Origin of the sequence: Planktothrix paucivesiculata PCC 9631, from assembly GCF_900009265.2 — a bacterium.
Taxonomy (GTDB): Bacteria; Cyanobacteriota; Cyanobacteriia; order Cyanobacteriales; family Microcoleaceae; genus Planktothrix; species Planktothrix paucivesiculata.
Window position 1 is genome coordinate 1 of the sequence record NZ_LR734991.1, and the last position, 18,133, is coordinate 18,133.

At 38.0% G+C, this 18,133-nt stretch carries 15 protein-coding genes and 1 pseudogene; 8 read left to right on the plus strand and 8 right to left on the minus strand.

Annotation, left to right across the window (positions count from 1 at the left end; translation table 11 throughout):
- Positions 1–329: 329 nt before the first annotated feature.
- From PL9631_RS27260 to PL9631_RS02385, 6 genes and pseudogenes are all read left to right on the plus strand, one after another.
- A pseudogene (locus PL9631_RS27260) lies at positions 330–521 on the plus strand (IS4 family transposase); the annotation flags it as partial.
- A 211-nt stretch (positions 522–732) separates the two neighbouring features.
- The gene (locus PL9631_RS02365) at positions 733–2,181 is read left to right on the plus strand and encodes a glycosyltransferase (RefSeq protein WP_231516614.1); all 1,449 of its coding nucleotides are present in this window, start codon (positions 733–735) and stop codon (positions 2,179–2,181) included.
- A 49-nt stretch (positions 2,182–2,230) separates the two neighbouring features.
- Positions 2,231–3,025 carry a calcium-binding protein gene (locus tag PL9631_RS02370; protein WP_083616606.1) on the plus strand — a complete coding sequence of 265 codons (795 nt, stop codon included), beginning with the start codon at positions 2,231–2,233 and terminating at the stop codon, positions 3,023–3,025.
- 20 nt (positions 3,026–3,045) lie between these two features.
- Positions 3,046–3,993: a HEAT repeat domain-containing protein gene (locus PL9631_RS02375; protein WP_083616608.1), complete on the plus strand. Its 948-nt coding sequence runs from the start codon at positions 3,046–3,048 to the stop codon at positions 3,991–3,993.
- Between the two features lie 74 nt (positions 3,994–4,067).
- Positions 4,068–6,392 carry a tetratricopeptide repeat protein gene (locus PL9631_RS02380; protein ID WP_083616610.1) on the plus strand — a complete coding sequence of 775 codons (2,325 nt, stop codon included), beginning with the start codon at positions 4,068–4,070 and terminating at the stop codon, positions 6,390–6,392.
- 70 nt (positions 6,393–6,462) lie between these two features.
- Complete coding sequence (locus PL9631_RS02385) at positions 6,463–6,948, plus strand: hypothetical protein (RefSeq protein ID WP_083616612.1); 486 nt, start codon at positions 6,463–6,465, stop codon at positions 6,946–6,948.
- Positions 6,949–6,955: 7 nt separating this feature from the next.
- On the opposite strand, the gene PL9631_RS02390 is transcribed toward PL9631_RS02385, so the two are convergent.
- From PL9631_RS02390 to PL9631_RS02410, 6 genes are all read right to left on the minus strand, one after another.
- Entirely contained in the window at positions 6,956–8,284 is a 1,329-nt protein-coding gene (locus PL9631_RS02390; protein ID WP_083616614.1) for a hypothetical protein, read from the minus strand.
- A gap of 137 nt (positions 8,285–8,421) precedes the next feature.
- Positions 8,422–9,648: an SGNH/GDSL hydrolase family protein gene (locus tag PL9631_RS02395; protein WP_083616616.1), complete on the minus strand. Its 1,227-nt coding sequence runs from the start codon at positions 9,646–9,648 to the stop codon at positions 8,422–8,424.
- A gap of 2 nt (positions 9,649–9,650) precedes the next feature.
- Complete coding sequence (locus PL9631_RS02400) at positions 9,651–10,859, minus strand: SGNH/GDSL hydrolase family protein (protein WP_083616618.1); 1,209 nt, start codon at positions 10,857–10,859, stop codon at positions 9,651–9,653.
- A 3-nt stretch (positions 10,860–10,862) separates the two neighbouring features.
- A complete protein-coding gene (locus PL9631_RS25985) occupies positions 10,863–11,027 on the minus strand; it encodes a DUF5989 family protein (protein WP_197046235.1) in 165 nt (54 codons plus the stop codon).
- Positions 11,027–11,440, minus strand: coding sequence for an SxtJ family membrane protein (locus tag PL9631_RS02405; RefSeq protein ID WP_083616620.1), 414 nt, complete (start codon positions 11,438–11,440; stop codon positions 11,027–11,029). Before PL9631_RS02405 ends, PL9631_RS25985 begins: the two co-directional genes overlap by 1 nt.
- 148 nt (positions 11,441–11,588) lie before the next feature.
- The gene (locus PL9631_RS02410; RefSeq protein ID WP_083616622.1) at positions 11,589–13,520 is read right to left on the minus strand and encodes a carbamoyltransferase family protein; all 1,932 of its coding nucleotides are present in this window, start codon (positions 13,518–13,520) and stop codon (positions 11,589–11,591) included.
- A gap of 341 nt (positions 13,521–13,861) precedes the next feature.
- Here PL9631_RS02410 and PL9631_RS02415 point away from each other — a divergent pair, with 341 nt between their 5' ends.
- Positions 13,862–15,490 carry a glycosyltransferase family 39 protein gene (locus tag PL9631_RS02415; RefSeq protein WP_083616624.1) on the plus strand — a complete coding sequence of 543 codons (1,629 nt, stop codon included), beginning with the start codon at positions 13,862–13,864 and terminating at the stop codon, positions 15,488–15,490.
- 102 nt (positions 15,491–15,592) lie between these two features.
- Here the strand turns inward: PL9631_RS02415 and PL9631_RS02420 are convergent, their stop codons facing one another.
- Positions 15,593–16,294, minus strand: coding sequence for a hypothetical protein (locus PL9631_RS02420; protein WP_083616626.1), 702 nt, complete (start codon positions 16,292–16,294; stop codon positions 15,593–15,595).
- A gap of 105 nt (positions 16,295–16,399) precedes the next feature.
- Positions 16,400–17,320, minus strand: coding sequence for an NAD(+) kinase (locus PL9631_RS02425; RefSeq protein WP_083616628.1), 921 nt, complete (start codon positions 17,318–17,320; stop codon positions 16,400–16,402).
- Positions 17,321–17,423: 103 nt separating this feature from the next.
- Here PL9631_RS02425 and PL9631_RS02430 point away from each other — a divergent pair, with 103 nt between their 5' ends.
- On the plus strand, positions 17,424–18,125 hold the full coding sequence (locus PL9631_RS02430) for a Uma2 family endonuclease (protein WP_083616630.1): 702 nt from the start codon (positions 17,424–17,426) through the stop codon (positions 18,123–18,125).
- The last annotated feature ends 8 nt before the right edge of the window (positions 18,126–18,133 follow it).

Below are 18,133 nucleotides of genomic sequence, written 5' to 3' on the forward strand. Positions count from 1 at the left end.
ATTACAACCTGGAAACCTTGATCTACTGTAAACTATTGCTCAATTAGTCACCTTATTGGTTTTTCATTCCTAATTTATCTGACGGGGCGACAAACAAGGCTGAAAACAAGACAGTCAATCAAAAATGTGAATTTAGAAAGGCTAGCGAATGGGATACCTTTGCCAATTAAATTTGGGAGTAGAAGAAAAAGAATACAAAGATTTCTCTCATTACCCAATTTAAAAATTGAAAAAATTTGGTTACCCATTATCAAAGAATGGTTATCAATATATTTTACCAAGGAAGAAATAATTTATGTTATGTAGCAATTGATAGAACGAATTGGAGTCGGATCAAAGAATATGGTCGAATAGAACGGAGACATAGTAGTTTTTATATCGGCTTATATGGTCAAACTTGGGTCAATTTCAAGGATGTTTGTATGGATTTAGTCACGAAACTAATGAAATTAAATCGCAATAAATGTAAGTATTATCAACAAGGTCTAAGAGCTATGAAGCTTATAGAGTCTGTCTTGTAGCTGATTTCGTCCCCCCTTCAGGTAAGTCCTGATATAGCGTAACTGCGTAAGTCCTGTTGAATTCGATCAAGTGTGAGGGTTTTGAAATCCCTGAATATTTGCTATTAATAGGCAATAGTAACCCGGGCGGCAATGGATGTTTTGTAGTGCCAGTGTCCTCGCTGGCTGGAAATTAACCCTCGGTGTCAATTTCAGAAATGGTTTAAGGATCATGCCAAATAGTTTGAAAATAGAAAAGATAAAATTATCTATAATTATTCCCTGCTGGCAACAGGGAGATTTTTTATTGGATATGATTAGGAGTTTAGAGTATAATTTAGAGATTAGTTATGAATTTATTGTTTTAGTAAATCGCAATTTGTTTGATTTTGAATTAGCTGATATTATCAATTATTTAAACTTGCAAGAACATCAAGTTTTATATTTTGAACCTCCTTTTAATAATCAGGATATTTTTCATCAAGCTATTGCACAAGCACAGGGTAATTATATTATTTGGGTACAATATCCGGTTATCTTGTATCCGAAAGGTTTGGCAGAAGCTATTAATATTTTAGATAATAATTTAGAGGTTGATGGAGTTAATCAGATTCAAGAATTAACAAATTTTGAAGATGATCGAGAAGGGGTAAAAATTGGATCTATTTTCAGAAAGTCAATTTGGGAAACAGAAATTATATTAAAAACCTGCTTTCTTCAAGAAACCGGATTTTTGGGATTTATAAATAGTCAAAATAATTTAATTATTAATCAAATTTCTGAAAAAATATGTGAGGTTAAATTTAATCCTAGTTTTAATCCAGAAATTCAACAATTCCCTTTAGTTAGTGTTTGTATTCCGAGTTATAATGGAGAAAAATTTATTGCTGAAGCGATATCTAGTATTTTATCTCAAACCTATTCGGCAATAGAATTAATTATTTCTGATGATCATTCCTCTGATCATACTATAGCGATCGCCCAATCTTTTCAAACCCAAACTTCTATTCCAATTAATATTTTAACTCATCAAACTTTAGGATTGGCGGAAAATAGCAATTTTTGTATAAATCAATCTCAAGGTAAATATATTAAATTTGTTTATCAAGATGATATTTTAATGCCTAATTGTATCGAAAAAATGGTTAATTTAGCCGAAACCGATCCCGATATTGGATTGGTTTTTTCCCCTAGAGAAATGTTTTTTCTTGAGCAGGAAGATCTTAACCTAGAATTAATCGCAGTTTATCAACAATTTGCTAATTTACATCAAAGTTGGTCTGATTTAAAAACTATTCAATGGGGAAAAGACCTTTTAAACGATCCGAATTTATGGCAACATCCGATTAATAAAATTGGGGAACCTAGCACCGTATTATTAAGAAAATCAATATTTGAAACTATAGCAGGTTTTGACCCGCAATTAAATCAATTAGTCGATTTAGATTTATGGTGGAGAATATTGGCACAATTTAAAGTCGGTTTTGTCGAAGAAACTCTATCTTATTTTAGACTCCATACTCAACAAAAAACCTGTCAAAATATGCAGCAGGGACAAGCAAATGATCGGAATTTTTATGATAAAATCTATTCCCATCCCGACTATCAGCTATTTCCCTCGGAATTTCGTCAGCAAGCAGGATTGATCTATAATTCTATCCCATGGGGTTTGCGAACCTAACCAAAACCCTGTAAGGTTTGTTCATAAATAATTTAGGAAGGTTTTGACAATGACTAATTTTCTCACTCCCAGCACAATTCCTGGTGTATCTGCCCTTTTAGGAAGTCCCCAAGATGATAATATCGCCCTATTTACTGGACAAATTTCTGTCCCTAGAGATGGTATACTATTATTATCAGGAAATGATAATTTACAGACTTCTAACCTGAATGATAATTTACTAATTAATGGTAATCAAGGAAATGATACCCTAGTGGCATCTAATGGATCTGATACCGTCTTTGGTGGACAAGATAATGATCGAATTTTTGCCGCAGTTAATAGTGATTTAATCTTCGGAAATTTCGGAGATGATGTCCTCGAAGGAGGGTTTAATACCGATGCAATTTATGGCGGTCAAGGTAATGATACCCTCTATGGTGATGAAGAGAACGATCTCCTGTTTGGTGATCTGGGAAATGATATTGTAGATGGGGATGCCGGGATTGATACATTAATCGGTGGTTTCGGAAATGATAGCTTTATTTTTGACACGGGAGAAGCGAGTTTTACCGTTCGGGATGTGGATGAAATTCGACAATTTGAACCGGGTACCAGTTCGTTTAATGGAGACAAAATTGTGGTTCCCGTGGGCACTCAAATTGATCCGAATTCATTATTTCGAGATCGGTTTGATTTGTTACCCCAAGAAAATGACCTGAATGGCGATGGCTTAAATGATATTATTGTGGAATTATTGGACGGAAGAATTTTGGGTGCGGTGATTAATGATGGATTTTTACCCGCTCAATTAACCTTCGATTTGGATTTCGTTTTTAGTAACGCCTTCGACTTTAATTTATAAACAAAATCCGGGAACTTTTTATGGAAAGCAACACCAAATTGCATGGGTTTTATTCCGCCAAACTAGCATTATTATGTTTATCGATGGTGCTCTTGTTTGCCGGAAAAACTCAAACCCAAGCGATGACCACCACGGCGGTGATTGATCAGTTACAAAAATTAACCGATACCAACCGACAAAACCGTTTAGAAGCGATCAAAACCTTAAAAACCTTGGGTTCTCCAGCAATTCCGATTTTAGTCGAAGCCTTGACCGATGACCACGAAGGCATTCGTCGGGGGGCTGCTTTTGCTTTGGGGGCGATGGCCCAGGATGCGGTGGATGCGGTTCCGGCGTTGCTGGCCACCTTAAAAGATCCGGTGTCGGCGGTGCGGATGGATGGGGCTGTGGCCCTCAAACAAATTACCACAACCTCGCCAGAAGCCTTACAGCAGGCGATTCAGGAGTTGACGGCCGGATTAAATCATCCTGATACCGCCGTTCGTCAGGGGGCCGCTTTAGGCTTGGGAGTCATGGGTTCCGAGGCTCCAGATACCATCCCTCCGTTAATTCGGGCGTTACAAGATACGGATGAGGAAGTCCGACTGGCGGCGGCGATCGCCCTTAAACGTATGGGTTCGGTGGCCGTTCCCGCCTTGAAAGAGGCGTTGAATGACCCGGATGCGGGGGTGCGGGCTAGGGCGGCGTTTGCTTTGGGGAATATTCAGGCGTCGGGGGTTACGGGTGTTACCCAAGCGCTACAAAATAGCGATCGCCAAATTCGTCAAACGGCGGCGATGAAGCTGGATCAACTCACCGCTAATCAATTGTTAGTTCAACAGCCAAATCAGCCTGGGGTCAGTCCTCAAGGAAATCAACCCGGAAATCGACCCCTGGGAAATCGACCCCTAGGAAATCGACCCCTAGGAAATCGCCCTGGAACAATTCCTGGGCCTCTGGGGAATCAGCCCCGGCGTATGGGTTCTTAACATAGCAGTCGCCATTAAGATTAGAACAGGGTGCGTATACTTTTTTGACGTACCCTACTGATAGTTTTCAGAATATGAATGATTCTCGACTTAGTATTAATATTAAAGGGTTATATGCCGACGCATTAGCCTTGGAACAGGCGGGATATTTTGAATCTGTACAGGCAAAATATCAACGAATTTTAGAATTAGATCAGAATAATATTCAGGCGTTGCAAGGTTTAGCAAGGGCGTATTTTTACTATGAACAATATGATCAAGCATTGGAAGTTTTAGAACGTTGCTTAGTGTCAGATGGAACTCAGGCAAATCAATATCATAGTTTAGGTTTAGTTTGGGAAAAACTAGGGAATATTACCGAAGCAATTTCAGCTTATGAACGGTCTATTGAGTTAGATCCAGACGGGATAAATAGCTATTGGAAATTAGGGGATTTGTTGACAGAATTAGGAGAATTTCAAACCGCAAAATTCTATTATCAGCAAGGAATAGATCGCCAACCCCATAATGCTATGGGATATTTAAAATTAGGGAATCTTTTTTTAGGACAAAATCGGGTAGAAGATGCGATCGCAATTTATGAAACAGGCTTGAATCTTAACCCCAATCATTCTGACTTATTATATCAAATGGGATTAGCATTTAGGGTTAATCAAAATTCGGAAAGGGCGGATTTCTATTGCGGCTTGGCGGCGGAATTTCAAGCTCAGTATGAAACAGCTATTCAGTTTTATGATAATATTTTACCGACTCCCTTAGCAACAGTTGAGATTTATTTAAGGTTAGGCAACTGTTATCAAAATTTAGATCGATGGTTAGAGGCGGTTGCTATTTATAAACAGGCTTTGCAACGGTTTCCTGATGAAATAGAATTATATTTAGCTTTAATTTCAGCTTGGCAAAATTTGGGAGAAATTAAAATAGCATGGCAAATAGCTGAACAGTCTATTGATAGGTTTCCTAATCATATTTCTGTCAAATTTGCTAAACATTTTTTGTTACCGATTTTATATGATAATTCTCCCGAAGTTTTTAAGTATAGACAACATTGTACTGAAGAATTAGTTAAATTAATTGAACAAACAGATTTAGACAATTCAGAAGTTAAACAACAGGCGTTAACCGCTATTTCTAGGGGAACTCATTTTTATTTACAATATCAGGGATGTGATGATTTAGAGCTACAAAAACAATATGGGGGATTTGTTCATCGGATTATGGAAGCCAATTATCCCCAATGGACAAAACCTTTATTATTACCCCCTTTAACTGCTAATCAAAAAATCAAAGTTGGTTATATTTCCTCTCATTTAACCTGGCATACGGTGGGGTTAGTCTTTCTAGGATGGTTGAGAGATTGCGATCGCGATCAATTTGAAATCTATTGTTATTATACCGGAAAAGAAACCGATAAAATTACAAATTTATTTCAGCTTTATGCTGATCAATTTTATCATATTTATGGCAATTTAGAGCCGATTATTGAGCAAATTTTAACTGATCAAATTCATATTCTAGTATTTTTAGATATTGGGATGTCTCCCCAACTCACGCAAATAGCCGGGTTACGAGTCGCGCCGATTCAATGTGCGGCTTGGGGACATCCAATTACAACGGGTTTACCGACGATTGATTATTTTATTTCTGCGGAATTATTAGAACCTCCTGGGGCTAAAAACCATTATTCAGAAACGTTATTTTGTTTACCAAATTTGGGAATTAATTATGCTAAACCTCCGTTATTAGAACAGCAAAAAACCCGTTTAGATTTTGGCTTAAAAGAGGATGCTATTTTATATTTATCCTGTCAATCTTTATTTAAGTATTTGCCAGATTTTGATTTAATATTAATTGCGATCGCTCAACAGGTTAAATCCGCTCAATTTGTGTTTATAGCCCATTGGAATGCTGCAATTACCGAAAAGTTTAAACAACGGTTAAACCGATCTTTTGCAGAACATCATTTAGATTTTCAAGAATATTGTATTATTTTACCCCGTTTAGATAAAATAGATTATTTACAACTTAATAACTTAGCTGATATTGGCTTAGATACCCTGCAATTTACTGGGTTTTTAACCACTTTAGATAGTTTATCCTGTGATCTTCCCCTGGTTACTTGTGAGGGAGAATGGATGAGAAGTCGCCAGTCTGCGGGGATATTAAACCGATTAGGAATAACAGAAACTATTGCTCAAAATCGAGAAAATTATATTAAAATAGCAGTAAGGTTAGGATTAGATTTAGAATGGAGATTAGCAATTAGAGAAAAAATCAAACAAAATCAATGGAAACTCTATGAGGATAAAAGTTGCATCCCAGCATTAGAAAATTTTTATCAACAAACTATGCACAATTTTAATAAGATCCCCGTAATTAAAGGAGACTTTAACAACTAATTCCCCCTATTCCCCCTATTCCCCCTATTCCCCATTCGTAATTCGTAATTCGTAATTCGTAATTCCTTATATGACTCAAGCAATTTTAGTTAATCTCAGAGAAGCATTTTTTCATGCGCCTGGATTTTGGCAAACTCGGTTTTTAATCAAAACTGGAAATTGGTGTAAATCAGTTGATGGTTTAGATAAAAGTCGTACCGATGGCTATTCTATTTTAGGAGGTTTTGTCAATCAATGTGATCAATTATCAACACAACAACCCGGATTATATTTATTTTGTGAAAAAAAGAAACAAAAACAGAGTGTTACAGAACGATTATATACTTTATTTATCTTAGAACCCGATGGAAGTGTAGAAGTATTAAATGAGTTAAAAACCGCCAGTAAAGATTGGGGGGTGCAATTATGGCCCGAAATTGATGCCTATTTTATTCGACAACAAGACTCTGGGGAAAAAAGACGTCAACAATTAATGCAAGAAATTCAACAGTTAGAGTTTGAATTGAAGCAACGCCGCGCCGAATTAGCCGCGTTAGATCGAATTCAATCTGATTAAAAAAATATTAGGGACTGGGTTTATTTTTTACTGTATTTACAATTGAATCTGCAACAAAATTTGATAAAATATTTTCTCCTAATTTATTATAATGACAACAGTTATCAATATAAGCCTGTTCTTTCGTATCATCGAGAATAGATATGCCATCAAAAAAATTAACTTGATTCGCTTTGAGTTTTTCCACTTCTTTTAATAAAAGGGGATATCCTTTTTTCACTGCATCTTGATAGGGACTATCGGGACTAAAGGCGACCTGTTTTTCCGCTTCACTAAATACTCGCCGGGTGGGATAATATTGATTTGGTTGTAAAATATGAAAATAGGGAATATTATTTGCTTTTAGAGTTTGATTAATTAGAATTGAAGTTTTAGCCCAATGGTCAGCAATTTTTGGAAATAGTTCAGTATCAGTTAAAATAGGATCTTGCATATAAAAATAAATCACACTTTCTGCGGTATTATCATCCTCGGTCTGTTGATGGCGATAGCGTTCAAAACGAGCCACATCTCGGCGATAGTTTTTCACTAATTCCTGAACATATAAAGACATGATGGCATTACAAGAAGCTAAGGAACAATTTTTTAAGGTTTCTAAAGCATCTTTGATTTTGGGTTTATTATCTTTGATATTTAATAGGGCTTTTATTGCTGGAGTGGATAGACTATTATTAGCTAAACCAGTTAATGCTTGAACATGGGATGAACTGGGCATGACAAAATCTAATCCATTTTCGTTATTAATATTAGCAAGGGCAACTTCATTAAAGCCATCAATATTAATTACCATGTCAAATTGTTGCCCCATAGCAAGCAAATAATTTAAAGTAATTAACTGTTGCGGTTGTTTATATCCACCAATAGCTAAGGATAAAATAATTAATTCTTTGCCTTGAAATTGAGGAAGTTGTTGGAGTTTTTTCTCTAAAATCTTATTTTGGACTTCATAAATTGAATAGTTGGAGGCAACAGAACCGCCTAAAATTCCAATAATTACTTGATTATTATTGGTTTTTGTGAAAGGGTAATCATAAGGAGAAATAAACCCATAATTATTATACTTAAATCCCGGTCTAAAATCCGGGCCAGGTTTCTGCACATAACCAAAATAAGGGTGTAATCTTTCTACCACAGATTCCCCGACTCTCACCCCTTCTAAATTAATCCCTAAGTTTTGTAAGTCCTCCGTACGTTCGCGGGTGTAGTAGAATTGTTTCTGCTTAGAATAATAAAAAATTAAGGAGCCAATTTCCAAAAGAATGAATAAAACAACTAAGTTAATTAACCCTATTTTTAGACCTGCTTTAGCTTGGTGTAAGAATTTAAAATTTTTCATAGTTATTAATCAAAAGGGAATAGGTAATACTTCGACTTCGCTCAGTAACAGGGTAATAGGGATTTATTTTTCTAATTTGCTCAGGAAATTAAAGCAGCCTATTATATAATAACTACAAGAGCAATTATATTTTAATTCTACTTTGGTAATTTTGGCGTTTGACTCATCAGTTGTTGACAAACTTGACTCGCCATTAATTCCCCGGCGATACGGTTTCCGTCAACGTTCCAATGTCCGCCACAGACTTCCGCATTTTCAAATCCATGTAAACAAATTCCCGTTTTTTCTGCTTCCTTTCGTAAGGGTTCTGCTAACTGTAAAACGGCGAACCCCTGCTTTTTTCCTAATGCTTCAATTCGCTTATTAGGGTACAATAAGTCTTGAATTTGATGTTTTTCCATAAATTCTTGACGTTTTTTGGGGTCGGGTAGAACTTGAAAGGAATCACTTACCATAATTACCATAAAATCCTTGCCTTTGGCTTTAACTTCATCTTGAAGTAATGTAATTAATTGTTCTGTAATTTTCCAAGCTTGTTGCCAATTTTGATCGGGAGGGTCTTTATAAAAATTAATATCTGTTTCCTGATAGTCTTTTTGCAACTGACGACGTTTAGACTCAATTTCAGCTTGTCTAATTAATTGTAATATTCGAGAATTTGTCATTAATGGATAGGGTAATTCATCTAGCTTTGAGAATGTATATTGATCCCGTTCAAGACCGTTAGGGTTTAATTTTCTAAAGGATAAATCTTCCACAAGCTGACCATTTTCTTCGACAAAATAGGGACGTAAATGATCATGTTCCAAAGCCCGATGATTATTTCTAATATCATTCCCAGGATAGAACCCTAAAATCACTAAATCGGGAGAAAATTTTTGGGCGTGATGTCGCCAGGTCATTAATTGTTGCGCTGTCCCATAACCCTGAACTGCAAAATTTAAAACTTCAACGGTTTTTCCCTTTAAAATAGGGCAGGTTTTTAATTGAGTTTCCATCACTGCTAATGCCGTTTTTTCTAGGGGAACTTGCAAGGCTTCCATAAAAGAATCCCCTAGTACAGCAATGCGATAACTATTAACTGGTCTTTCTAAAGTTCGTTCGCGATCGCGCATTCCCAAACTATTCATTTTCACTTCTGAAACTTCTCCTTCCCCCGCCCAAACTGTTTGGATATTGGGTCGCGGCGACCAACCGCGATAGGGATCTTTGACCGTATAAGCCAGGGATTCAGAATCCGAAGGCAGGGGCGGTTGATGTTCAATTCCTGCGATTCTTAATGCCACTTCACCGAGAATAATGGCTAGAACTAAACTCCCAAAAACTAAGCTCGTATTTAAAATTAACGACTTCCAAATCTTCATAATTATTGTTTATTTTCACACAATTTATCCGTGATTAATTCTGCGGCTAAACGATGTCCGTCCAGATTCCAATGTCCACCACAAAGTGTACCATTTTTTTCAAATCCATGTAAACAGGTTTGATTTTTTGTTGCATAGGATTGAAAACCAGGAGCCAAATCTAACACCGGGAAGTTATGCCGTTTCCCGATATCTTTTAATCGTTGATTGGGATAATATAAATCATCAATTTTATTAGAGAGTTGAAAGAATGTTCTTGTGGGTTCATCCTTATGAACTTGCATCGGATCGGCAATAATGACTAATAAAAAATCCGAGTCTTTGTTTTTGACTTCTTGCTGTGTTAGGGTAAGCAAATCTTCGGTAATTTGCCATGCTTCCTTCCAATTGGTATTTTTAGGTTCCCGAAAGGTGCTAACACTTAATTGATTAGAGTGGTTGACCAAATTATTTTTGCGATATTCTAATTCGGCTTTTTTGGCAACTTGTAAAATCCGAGAGTTATTGACTAACCAATCTGGAAAATGATCAACGGTTGTAATCAAATAGCGATTACTATACCCCATGGGTAAATCACGGAACGAAAAATCCGGTTCTAATTGACTATTTTTATAGACAAAAAATGGACGGTAATAGTTATTATCTAATTTGCGAGAATTATCAATCACATCATTGCTGACAAAAAAGGAAAGAATCACTAAATCAGGATTATATTTTCCTACTTTTTCCCGCAGGGTGATTAATTCTTGGGCGGTTCCATAGCCATCGACACCAAAGTTGAGAACTTCAATGTTTTTACCTTTAAATTTAGAACAGTTACCCAAGGTTTTTTCTAAGACTGAAGTGTAGTTACTCTCCCCTGCAACCTGGGAAGCTAAGGTAAAAGAATCCCCTAAAACCGCAATTCTAAAAGTGTTTTTAGGTTTAGCGATCGCATATTCCTTATCCCTCAATCCATCCCTATTAATAGCAACATAAGATTCTCCCTCATAGCGCCACCATCCCCTAGCCCCCGGTAGATTTGACCAACCGCGATCGGGATCGGATTGGGTAAAAAAGGAGGGAGAAAAAACCGCATGACCGGGTTCAGGAAGATTTTTTAATCCCTGAATATTCGCTAACCTTAAACCGATTTCTCCAACAGCAAAACCCAGGACTAAACTACTTAAAGCCAGTCCTAGATTTGCTGCCCATATTTTCAACTGCCCCATCGTTTAGAATAAGGTATAAATAAACGGTGCGATCGCCGAACCTTGACTCAGAACAATCAAAGCCCCTAATAAAACGAGTGTAATAATTAGAGGCAATAACCAATACTTTTTGCGTTCTCTCATGAACGCCCAAATATCTTTCAAAAAATCTAATGTTGCTTCAAACACTAGAACGGTCGCTCCATACTTTCTTTGGGTCTAACTTGACTCGCAACCCGATAGGTTGAGAGATTGGGATTCAATTCACGCCGCATCGCATCGGAACCGAATAGGCGTTTAATGAATCCCATCGGAGCCATCATAACGTAAAAGACGACACCTAGAATAATCTTGCTGTTAATTGCCCCCATGAATAGCCCGAATTTCATCCAGAAGCGATACACCGGGTTTAAGGTTTTGGGAGAAATTAAGGCCCACAGGATCAAGACAGTTCCTAAGATCCAAGGCCAGCTTGGAGGTGGCCAATGTCTGAATAACAAAGGCAAAACCACACCAAATAAGCCCATAATAATGGCTCCGGTGGTTATTCCGAATTCGCGTAATCCTTTGGCGTCAAGTTGGGGAATATCGTGATCAGTCATAATCTTAATTGAGTTTAACCGTAGTGAGGCGTTCACGCCTTCTATATGATTCGTAGTAAGGCGTTCACGCCTTCTTTATAGAGGGTGGCAGAGCCACCAATAAAGCATTTCTAGGTAGAACCTAGAAACGAGAGGGACGAGGGGAATGTTAATCTAATTCAAATTCTTTTTGCCAAGCATCATCTTTTTCCCAGGGGGTTTGTTCCGTTTTAGCTAATAAGAAATTCTCCAAAACCAGATAATCCATTTCAGTTCGCATAAAACAACGATAGGCATCTTCTGGACTGCCAACAATCGGTTCCCCCCGCACGTTAAAAGAGGTATTAACAATCACAGGACAGCCCGTTTGTTTTTCAAAATGATGGATTAAATCATAATAACGGGGGTTACTTTCTTTGTGAATGGTTTGTACCCGGGCGGAATAATCAACGTGGGTAATCGAGGGAAGTTCTGAACGGGGAACATTAAGTTTTTCAATCCCAAAAAGTTGTTCCTGTTCTGGAGTCATAGGAATTCTTAAACTCTCTTGAACCGGAGCCACAATTAACATATAGGGACTGGGGCGATCTAATTCAAAATAATCAGAAACTCGTTCCGCCCTCACCGATGGGGCAAAGGGTCGGAAAGACTCGCGGTATTTGATTTTTAGGTTCATCACCGACTGCATTTTCTGATTGCGCGGATCACCAATAATTGAACGTCCTCCTAACGCCCGCGGCCCAAATTCCATCCGTCCTTGGAACCATCCGATCACGTTTCCTTGTTCTAAAATTTCCGCTAAACGGGGCATTAATTCCACATCATCTAAACGTAAATATTTCGCTCCAACCGTATCTAAATACTCCTGAATTTCAGCATCACTAAATTTCGGCCCCAGATAGGAACCTTGCATATAATCCAAGCGTTTTTGATGGGTTTTTAACGCTACAACAGCAGGTTTTGATCCGGCACTGGTTTCTAACAGTTTTTCCGCCGAAATATCAAAGGCAAGATCGGTTTCTACGTTGCGCGGTTGTTCATGATATTGATACCAAACCGCTAGGGCAGCCCCCAACGCCCCTCCCGCATCTCCAGCCGCAGGTTGAATCCAAATATCTTTAAACGGCCCTTCCCGTAGAATCCGGCCGTTAGCCACGCAATTGAGGGCCACACCTCCAGCCAAACAGAGGTAATCGACGTTTAATTCCTTCTGCACACTGCGGGTTAGACGCAGCACCACTTCTTCGGTGACAACTTGAATCGAGGCGGCAATGTCCATTTCCCGTTGGCTAATCGGGGTTTCGGGTTTGCGAGGGGGGCCACCAAATAGTTGATCAAACTTGGTATTGGTCATGGTCAGACCGACGGCATAATTAAAATATTCCAGATTTAATCGGAATGTACCATCGTCTTTTAAATCAATTAAATGGGTGAGGATTTTATCAACATAAATGGGTTCTCCGTAAGGAGCTAATCCCATTAATTTATATTCCCCGGAGTTAACTTTAAACCCGGTATAATAGGTAAAAGCCGAATAAAGTAAACCCAAAGAATGGGGAAAATCTATTTCCCAAACCGGGGTTAAACTATTACCATCTCCTAGCCAGACGGAGGTTGTCGCCCATTCTCCCACGCCATCTAAACACATCACCGCCGCTTTTTGAAAAGGACTGGGAAAGAAAGCAGAAGCCGCGTGGGATTGATGATGTTCGGTAAATAATAATGGGGGAAGTTTGGCTTTTTTAGCCCCGGCTATGGTGGCTAATTCTCTTTTTAATACGGTTTTGAGGTAAAGTTTTTCTTTTAACCAAACGGGCATGGCCTTCATAAAAGAACGAAATCCTCGTGGCACATAGCTGATGTAGGTTTCGAGGAGTCGCTCAAATTTAACCAGGGGTTTATCATAAAAAACAACCTGATCAATTTCAAAAAAGGTGATATTGGCTTCCTGAAGACAGTAGCGAATGGCGTTGGCGGGAAATGCCGGGTCGTGCTTTTTGCGCGTAAACCGTTCTTCCTGGGCCGCGGCCACAATCTTACCATCACAGACGAGCGCCGCGGCGCTGTCATGGTAGTAGGCTGAAATTCCAAGTATGTTCATCGGTGTCTCCTCACTAGGCGCAGTCGAGCCTGTCTGTGATTATAAAGAAAAAAGAAATAATCCAGAGATTATAGCGTTAAGTGGACAATCTGCTGCAAAAGTTGACTGTTGACGGTTGACTTTAAGCGGGCGAGGACGCACGACTCCGCCAACGCCCCACATTACTGCTTATTTCACCCCTGGGTTGATAAGTTTTTCTGGCGGAAAAAGATGAGCAGTCAGAGATTTTACCGATCAGGAGTAAACTACAGTTAATAAATTTTCCCAGAAAAAAGAAATGACAGATGCTATGCTAATTTATTTATATTTGCGATAAATAATAATAAAATAGGAGTTTTGTTATGCGTTTTTTCCTCCTGATTGTACTGATATTGGGCATATTTTTTCGCTTTACTAATCTTGACCATAAAGTGTACTGGTACGATGAAGCCATAACATCTCTACGAGCTTCTGGTTATACTGAACAAGAAGTTGTTCAGCACTTTTCCCAAAAGTCAGTGGTGAGTGTAACTGAACTCCAGCACTATCAGCACCCTGATGGAACCAGAAGCATTATTGATACTGTCAAAAGTTTAGTTAAGGAAGACCCGCAGCATCCGCCATTATACTACATTTTGGCAAATATTTGGTTTCATATAATTGGTAGTTCACCAACATTATCGAGGTTGTTACCTGCATTACTGAGCTTGCTGGCATTTCCCAGCGCTTATTGGCTGTGTCAAGAGATATTTATTGAAACCGGGGTTTTTTCTTCAAAGTTACCTACCTATTTAATGATAGGATTAATTGCCGTTTCGCCATTTCACGTCATTTATGCCCAGGAATCAAGACAATACAGCCTATGGATTGTCACAACTTTACTTTCAAACGCAGCTTTATTGCGAGCAATACGAGTTAATACGGGGATGAGTTGGGGTATTTATACCTTTACTGTGGTTATCAATTTTTATACCTTTCTTCTGAGTGTACTAACGATGATTGCTCAGGGTTTATATATTATTCTTGTTTATGGTTTTAGTCATATAAAAATCCTCAGAAACTACATTATATCATTATTGGTAAGTGCTATATTTATTCTCCCTTATATTTGGATTCTAATTATTAATCAGTCTCAAGCTGAAAAAGGTCTGGAGTGGTCATTTCTTTACAGTATTAAAAACTCAGAACTCAGGGATATCTGGATTCAGCATCTTGGTCGGCTCTTTTTTGATGTTAATCAAGAACCCTGGGATTTTTATGTGCATCGAGTATTGTTAGTGTTGGTCTTATATGCTTTTTATTACCTCTGTCGTCAAACGCCCATGTCAGTTTGGTTAATGATTATCCTTCTGACTACTGTTAGCACAATGCCTTTAATGATACCCGACTGGATTTTAGGAGGAAGGCGGTCGATAACATTACGATATATGATTCCTGGATTATTGGGAGTTCAACTTGCTATTACTTACTTGCTAGGAAGAAATTTAGCTAGTCCTTCGTTAAAATTTTGGCATCAGAAATTTTGGCAATTACTTTTAGTTATCCTAGTTTCGGGAAGTATCTTGTCCTGCGCTGTTAGCTCTCAAGCAACAGTTTGGTATAATAAAACTTTTGGCATTAATGGAGAAAATATAGCTGTTGCTAAAATTGTTAATCAGACAACTCATCCTCTTTTGATTAGCGATGAAAGAGTAGGTCATCTTTTATCTTTAAGCTATTCACTTCAACCAACTGTACAAATTCTCCTTCAACCTTCCTGTGCTACCTGTCCAATTCAATCTTCTAGCATATTTGAAGTTCAACTACCAGTAGTAGAAGAATTTAATCGCTTTAGTGATGTTTTTTTATACCGATATCCTCCTAGTAATGAATGGATTAAGGAATTAGCAAAACAGAAAAATTATAAATTTCAACCTGTTGTATTTGGATTTGTTGAATGGTTAAAAGATAAGCCTGTGCTTTGGAGAGTGATCCCGATTGGGACTGAGTAGGTGTAGGACTATAGTATTTGAACTGATGCACCCCCAAGGCTGGTTATGAAATGAGTTTACAGCGAGTCAGGACGCTCACACTACTGTATAAATCATGATAACTTAGCTAATATTAAGAGTAATCTGCCAGGTATCCTCGATTTTTTCTAATTTGAGTTCTGGAATAGTTTGCAATATATCTATCAATTTAATATCGGGAAAAATATTACGCCTAACTTCTCTGAGATACTGACCATAATTGCTGTAGAATATTTTGTTTAGTTCATCAATTTTGACATAATTCTCTGGACTATTTGACAGTAAATATTTAACTATTTCTACCAAGGAAAATTTAAAATCATCCTGAGATTGAATTTTTTTATTAGTGGAATTAAACTTTTTAGAGATTGGCTTTGAACTCTGAATTTTTAGGGAAACTTTAGCACATTTTTCAGAATATCCTTGATTCTGCAAATCTTTGATCGTACTTCTCTCAACTTTCCAAGGACGTTTTACTGTATAAAATATTGATTGATTGCTACTCGAAGATTGGCGATAGCCAGGAACGGTTTTTCGGAGTAAAGCAATATAAAATTTGTGAGGAATTGGTGTTTCATAAATAGCAAAAATATTGGTTTTTCTCAGCAACACTTTTAGGTCATAATAGCCATGAGTATGCAACAGATTTTCCAGGGTAGATCCATATTTTTGATGAAATAATTGATCTAACCTAGATCGAGTGATCCAAGGATTATTTGAACCTTCAGTTTCTTCTTGTACCAAGTCTTCTAATTCTTGGATTAGTTGTTGCAGTCGGGTTTCCATTGGCTTCAATTCAACCTTTGTAGATGTTTTATACACCTATCTACAAAGGTGAGCTTGAGGATTTCGGATTCGGAGTTAATCTTATATGAGAGTTTCCTATTTAATTTAATTCCGATGATTATTAATATGCCTAATTCTTGCCCCAGCCCATTGTAATTTTTCTCTTAATGTTTGATAAAACGAATAATTTTCCCGCAGAATAATAAATTTTGCCTCACAATTTGCCATAGAAACATCCACCCGTTGACCAGGCCAAACTGACGTTGCTAAAACCCCATCCATCCAAAGTTTAGTATCATGTTCGGTGTCAGCCAAAGGCCAAACACTAACAACAGAACCCCCAGGTAAAACAATCGGACGACTGGATAAACTCAAAGGACAAATTGGAGTAACAGTAATTGCCGCCATTCCTGGGTGTAAAATCGGCCCTCCGGCGGAGGTATTGTAACAAGTAGAACCGCTTGGAGTTCCGACAATTAAACCATCTCCTTGATATTGATCAACCACTTCTCCATCCACTTCCATCTCTAAAAATGATGTGGGCATTCGATAGGCGGAAGCGGGTTTAATACACATTTCATTTAGGGCTAAAAAGCGATCGCTCACGGGTTCTAAATTCGTGCGATTGCCTTCATAAACCGCCGCTTGTAACATCACCCGACTTTGCACCGCATAACGATCTTCAAATAGTCGATCAACCACCAATTCAGTATTTTCAACATCTTCAAAAGATTCAGTTAAAAAGCCTAAATGTCCCCCCACATTTGCCGCTAAAATAGGAATTCCTTCCGGGGCTAAATGTCGGGCGGCGGCTAAAGCTGTGCCATCTCCTCCTAATACAATGGCTAAATCAATGGAAACACTACGAGAAGCCAGAAAAACCGGATAGGGGTTATCTTTAGCCCCACTGGGCCCCATTAAGACATGACATCCGCGCTTTTCTAAATGTTGAGCATATTGTTCCGCCCAGCGTTTGCTTAACGGATCTCTAGCTTTATGGGCAATAATTACCTGTTTAATTTCCATGATACTATCCCATTATTTCTGATGTCTTGTTATTATTATCCCTGATCTGTCGCCAAAATTAGATAAATTGATTACAATAGATTGATAGAGCTAAAATAAAGTTATGGTTCAACTACAATCTCTGCCATCTTCTGATATTATTTACCCAGAAAGTGACGGTAAACCAATAGCTGATAATACAAAACAATTCCGTTGGATTGTTATTATTAAACAGAATTTAGATCAACTTTATGCCGATGATCCGAATGTATTTGTCGCCGGAGATTTGTTTTGGTATCCCGTGGAAGGACGCAATACTATTGTACAAGCGCCGGATGTGATGATTGCTTTGGGTAGACCAAAAGGCGATCGCCCATCCTATAAACAATGGCAAGAAAATGGAGTTTCTCCCCAAGTTGTCTTTGAAATTCTTTCTCCTTGTAATTCCCAAACGGATATGGAAAAAAAGCTATTATTTTATGACCGTTATGGAGTAGAAGAATATTACATCTATGACCCAGACAGAAATCAATTTAAAGGGTGGTTACGTCGGGAAATGGGTTTAGATGTGATTGAAGAAATTAACGGTTGGGTGAGTCCCCGTTTAGGCATTCGCTATGAGTTATCGGGGGAAGAATTGGAAATTTATCGTCCCGATGGTATCCCGTTTTTATCCTATCAGGAAGTTAGCGAACAATTAGAACAAGAACGCCAACGGGCTGAACAGGAACGCCAACGGGCTGACAATGCTCAACAAAGACTAGCAGAAATGGAAACCTTATTGCAACAATACCGCGATCGCTTTGGTGATTTACCCTCTCAATAATTCCCGGG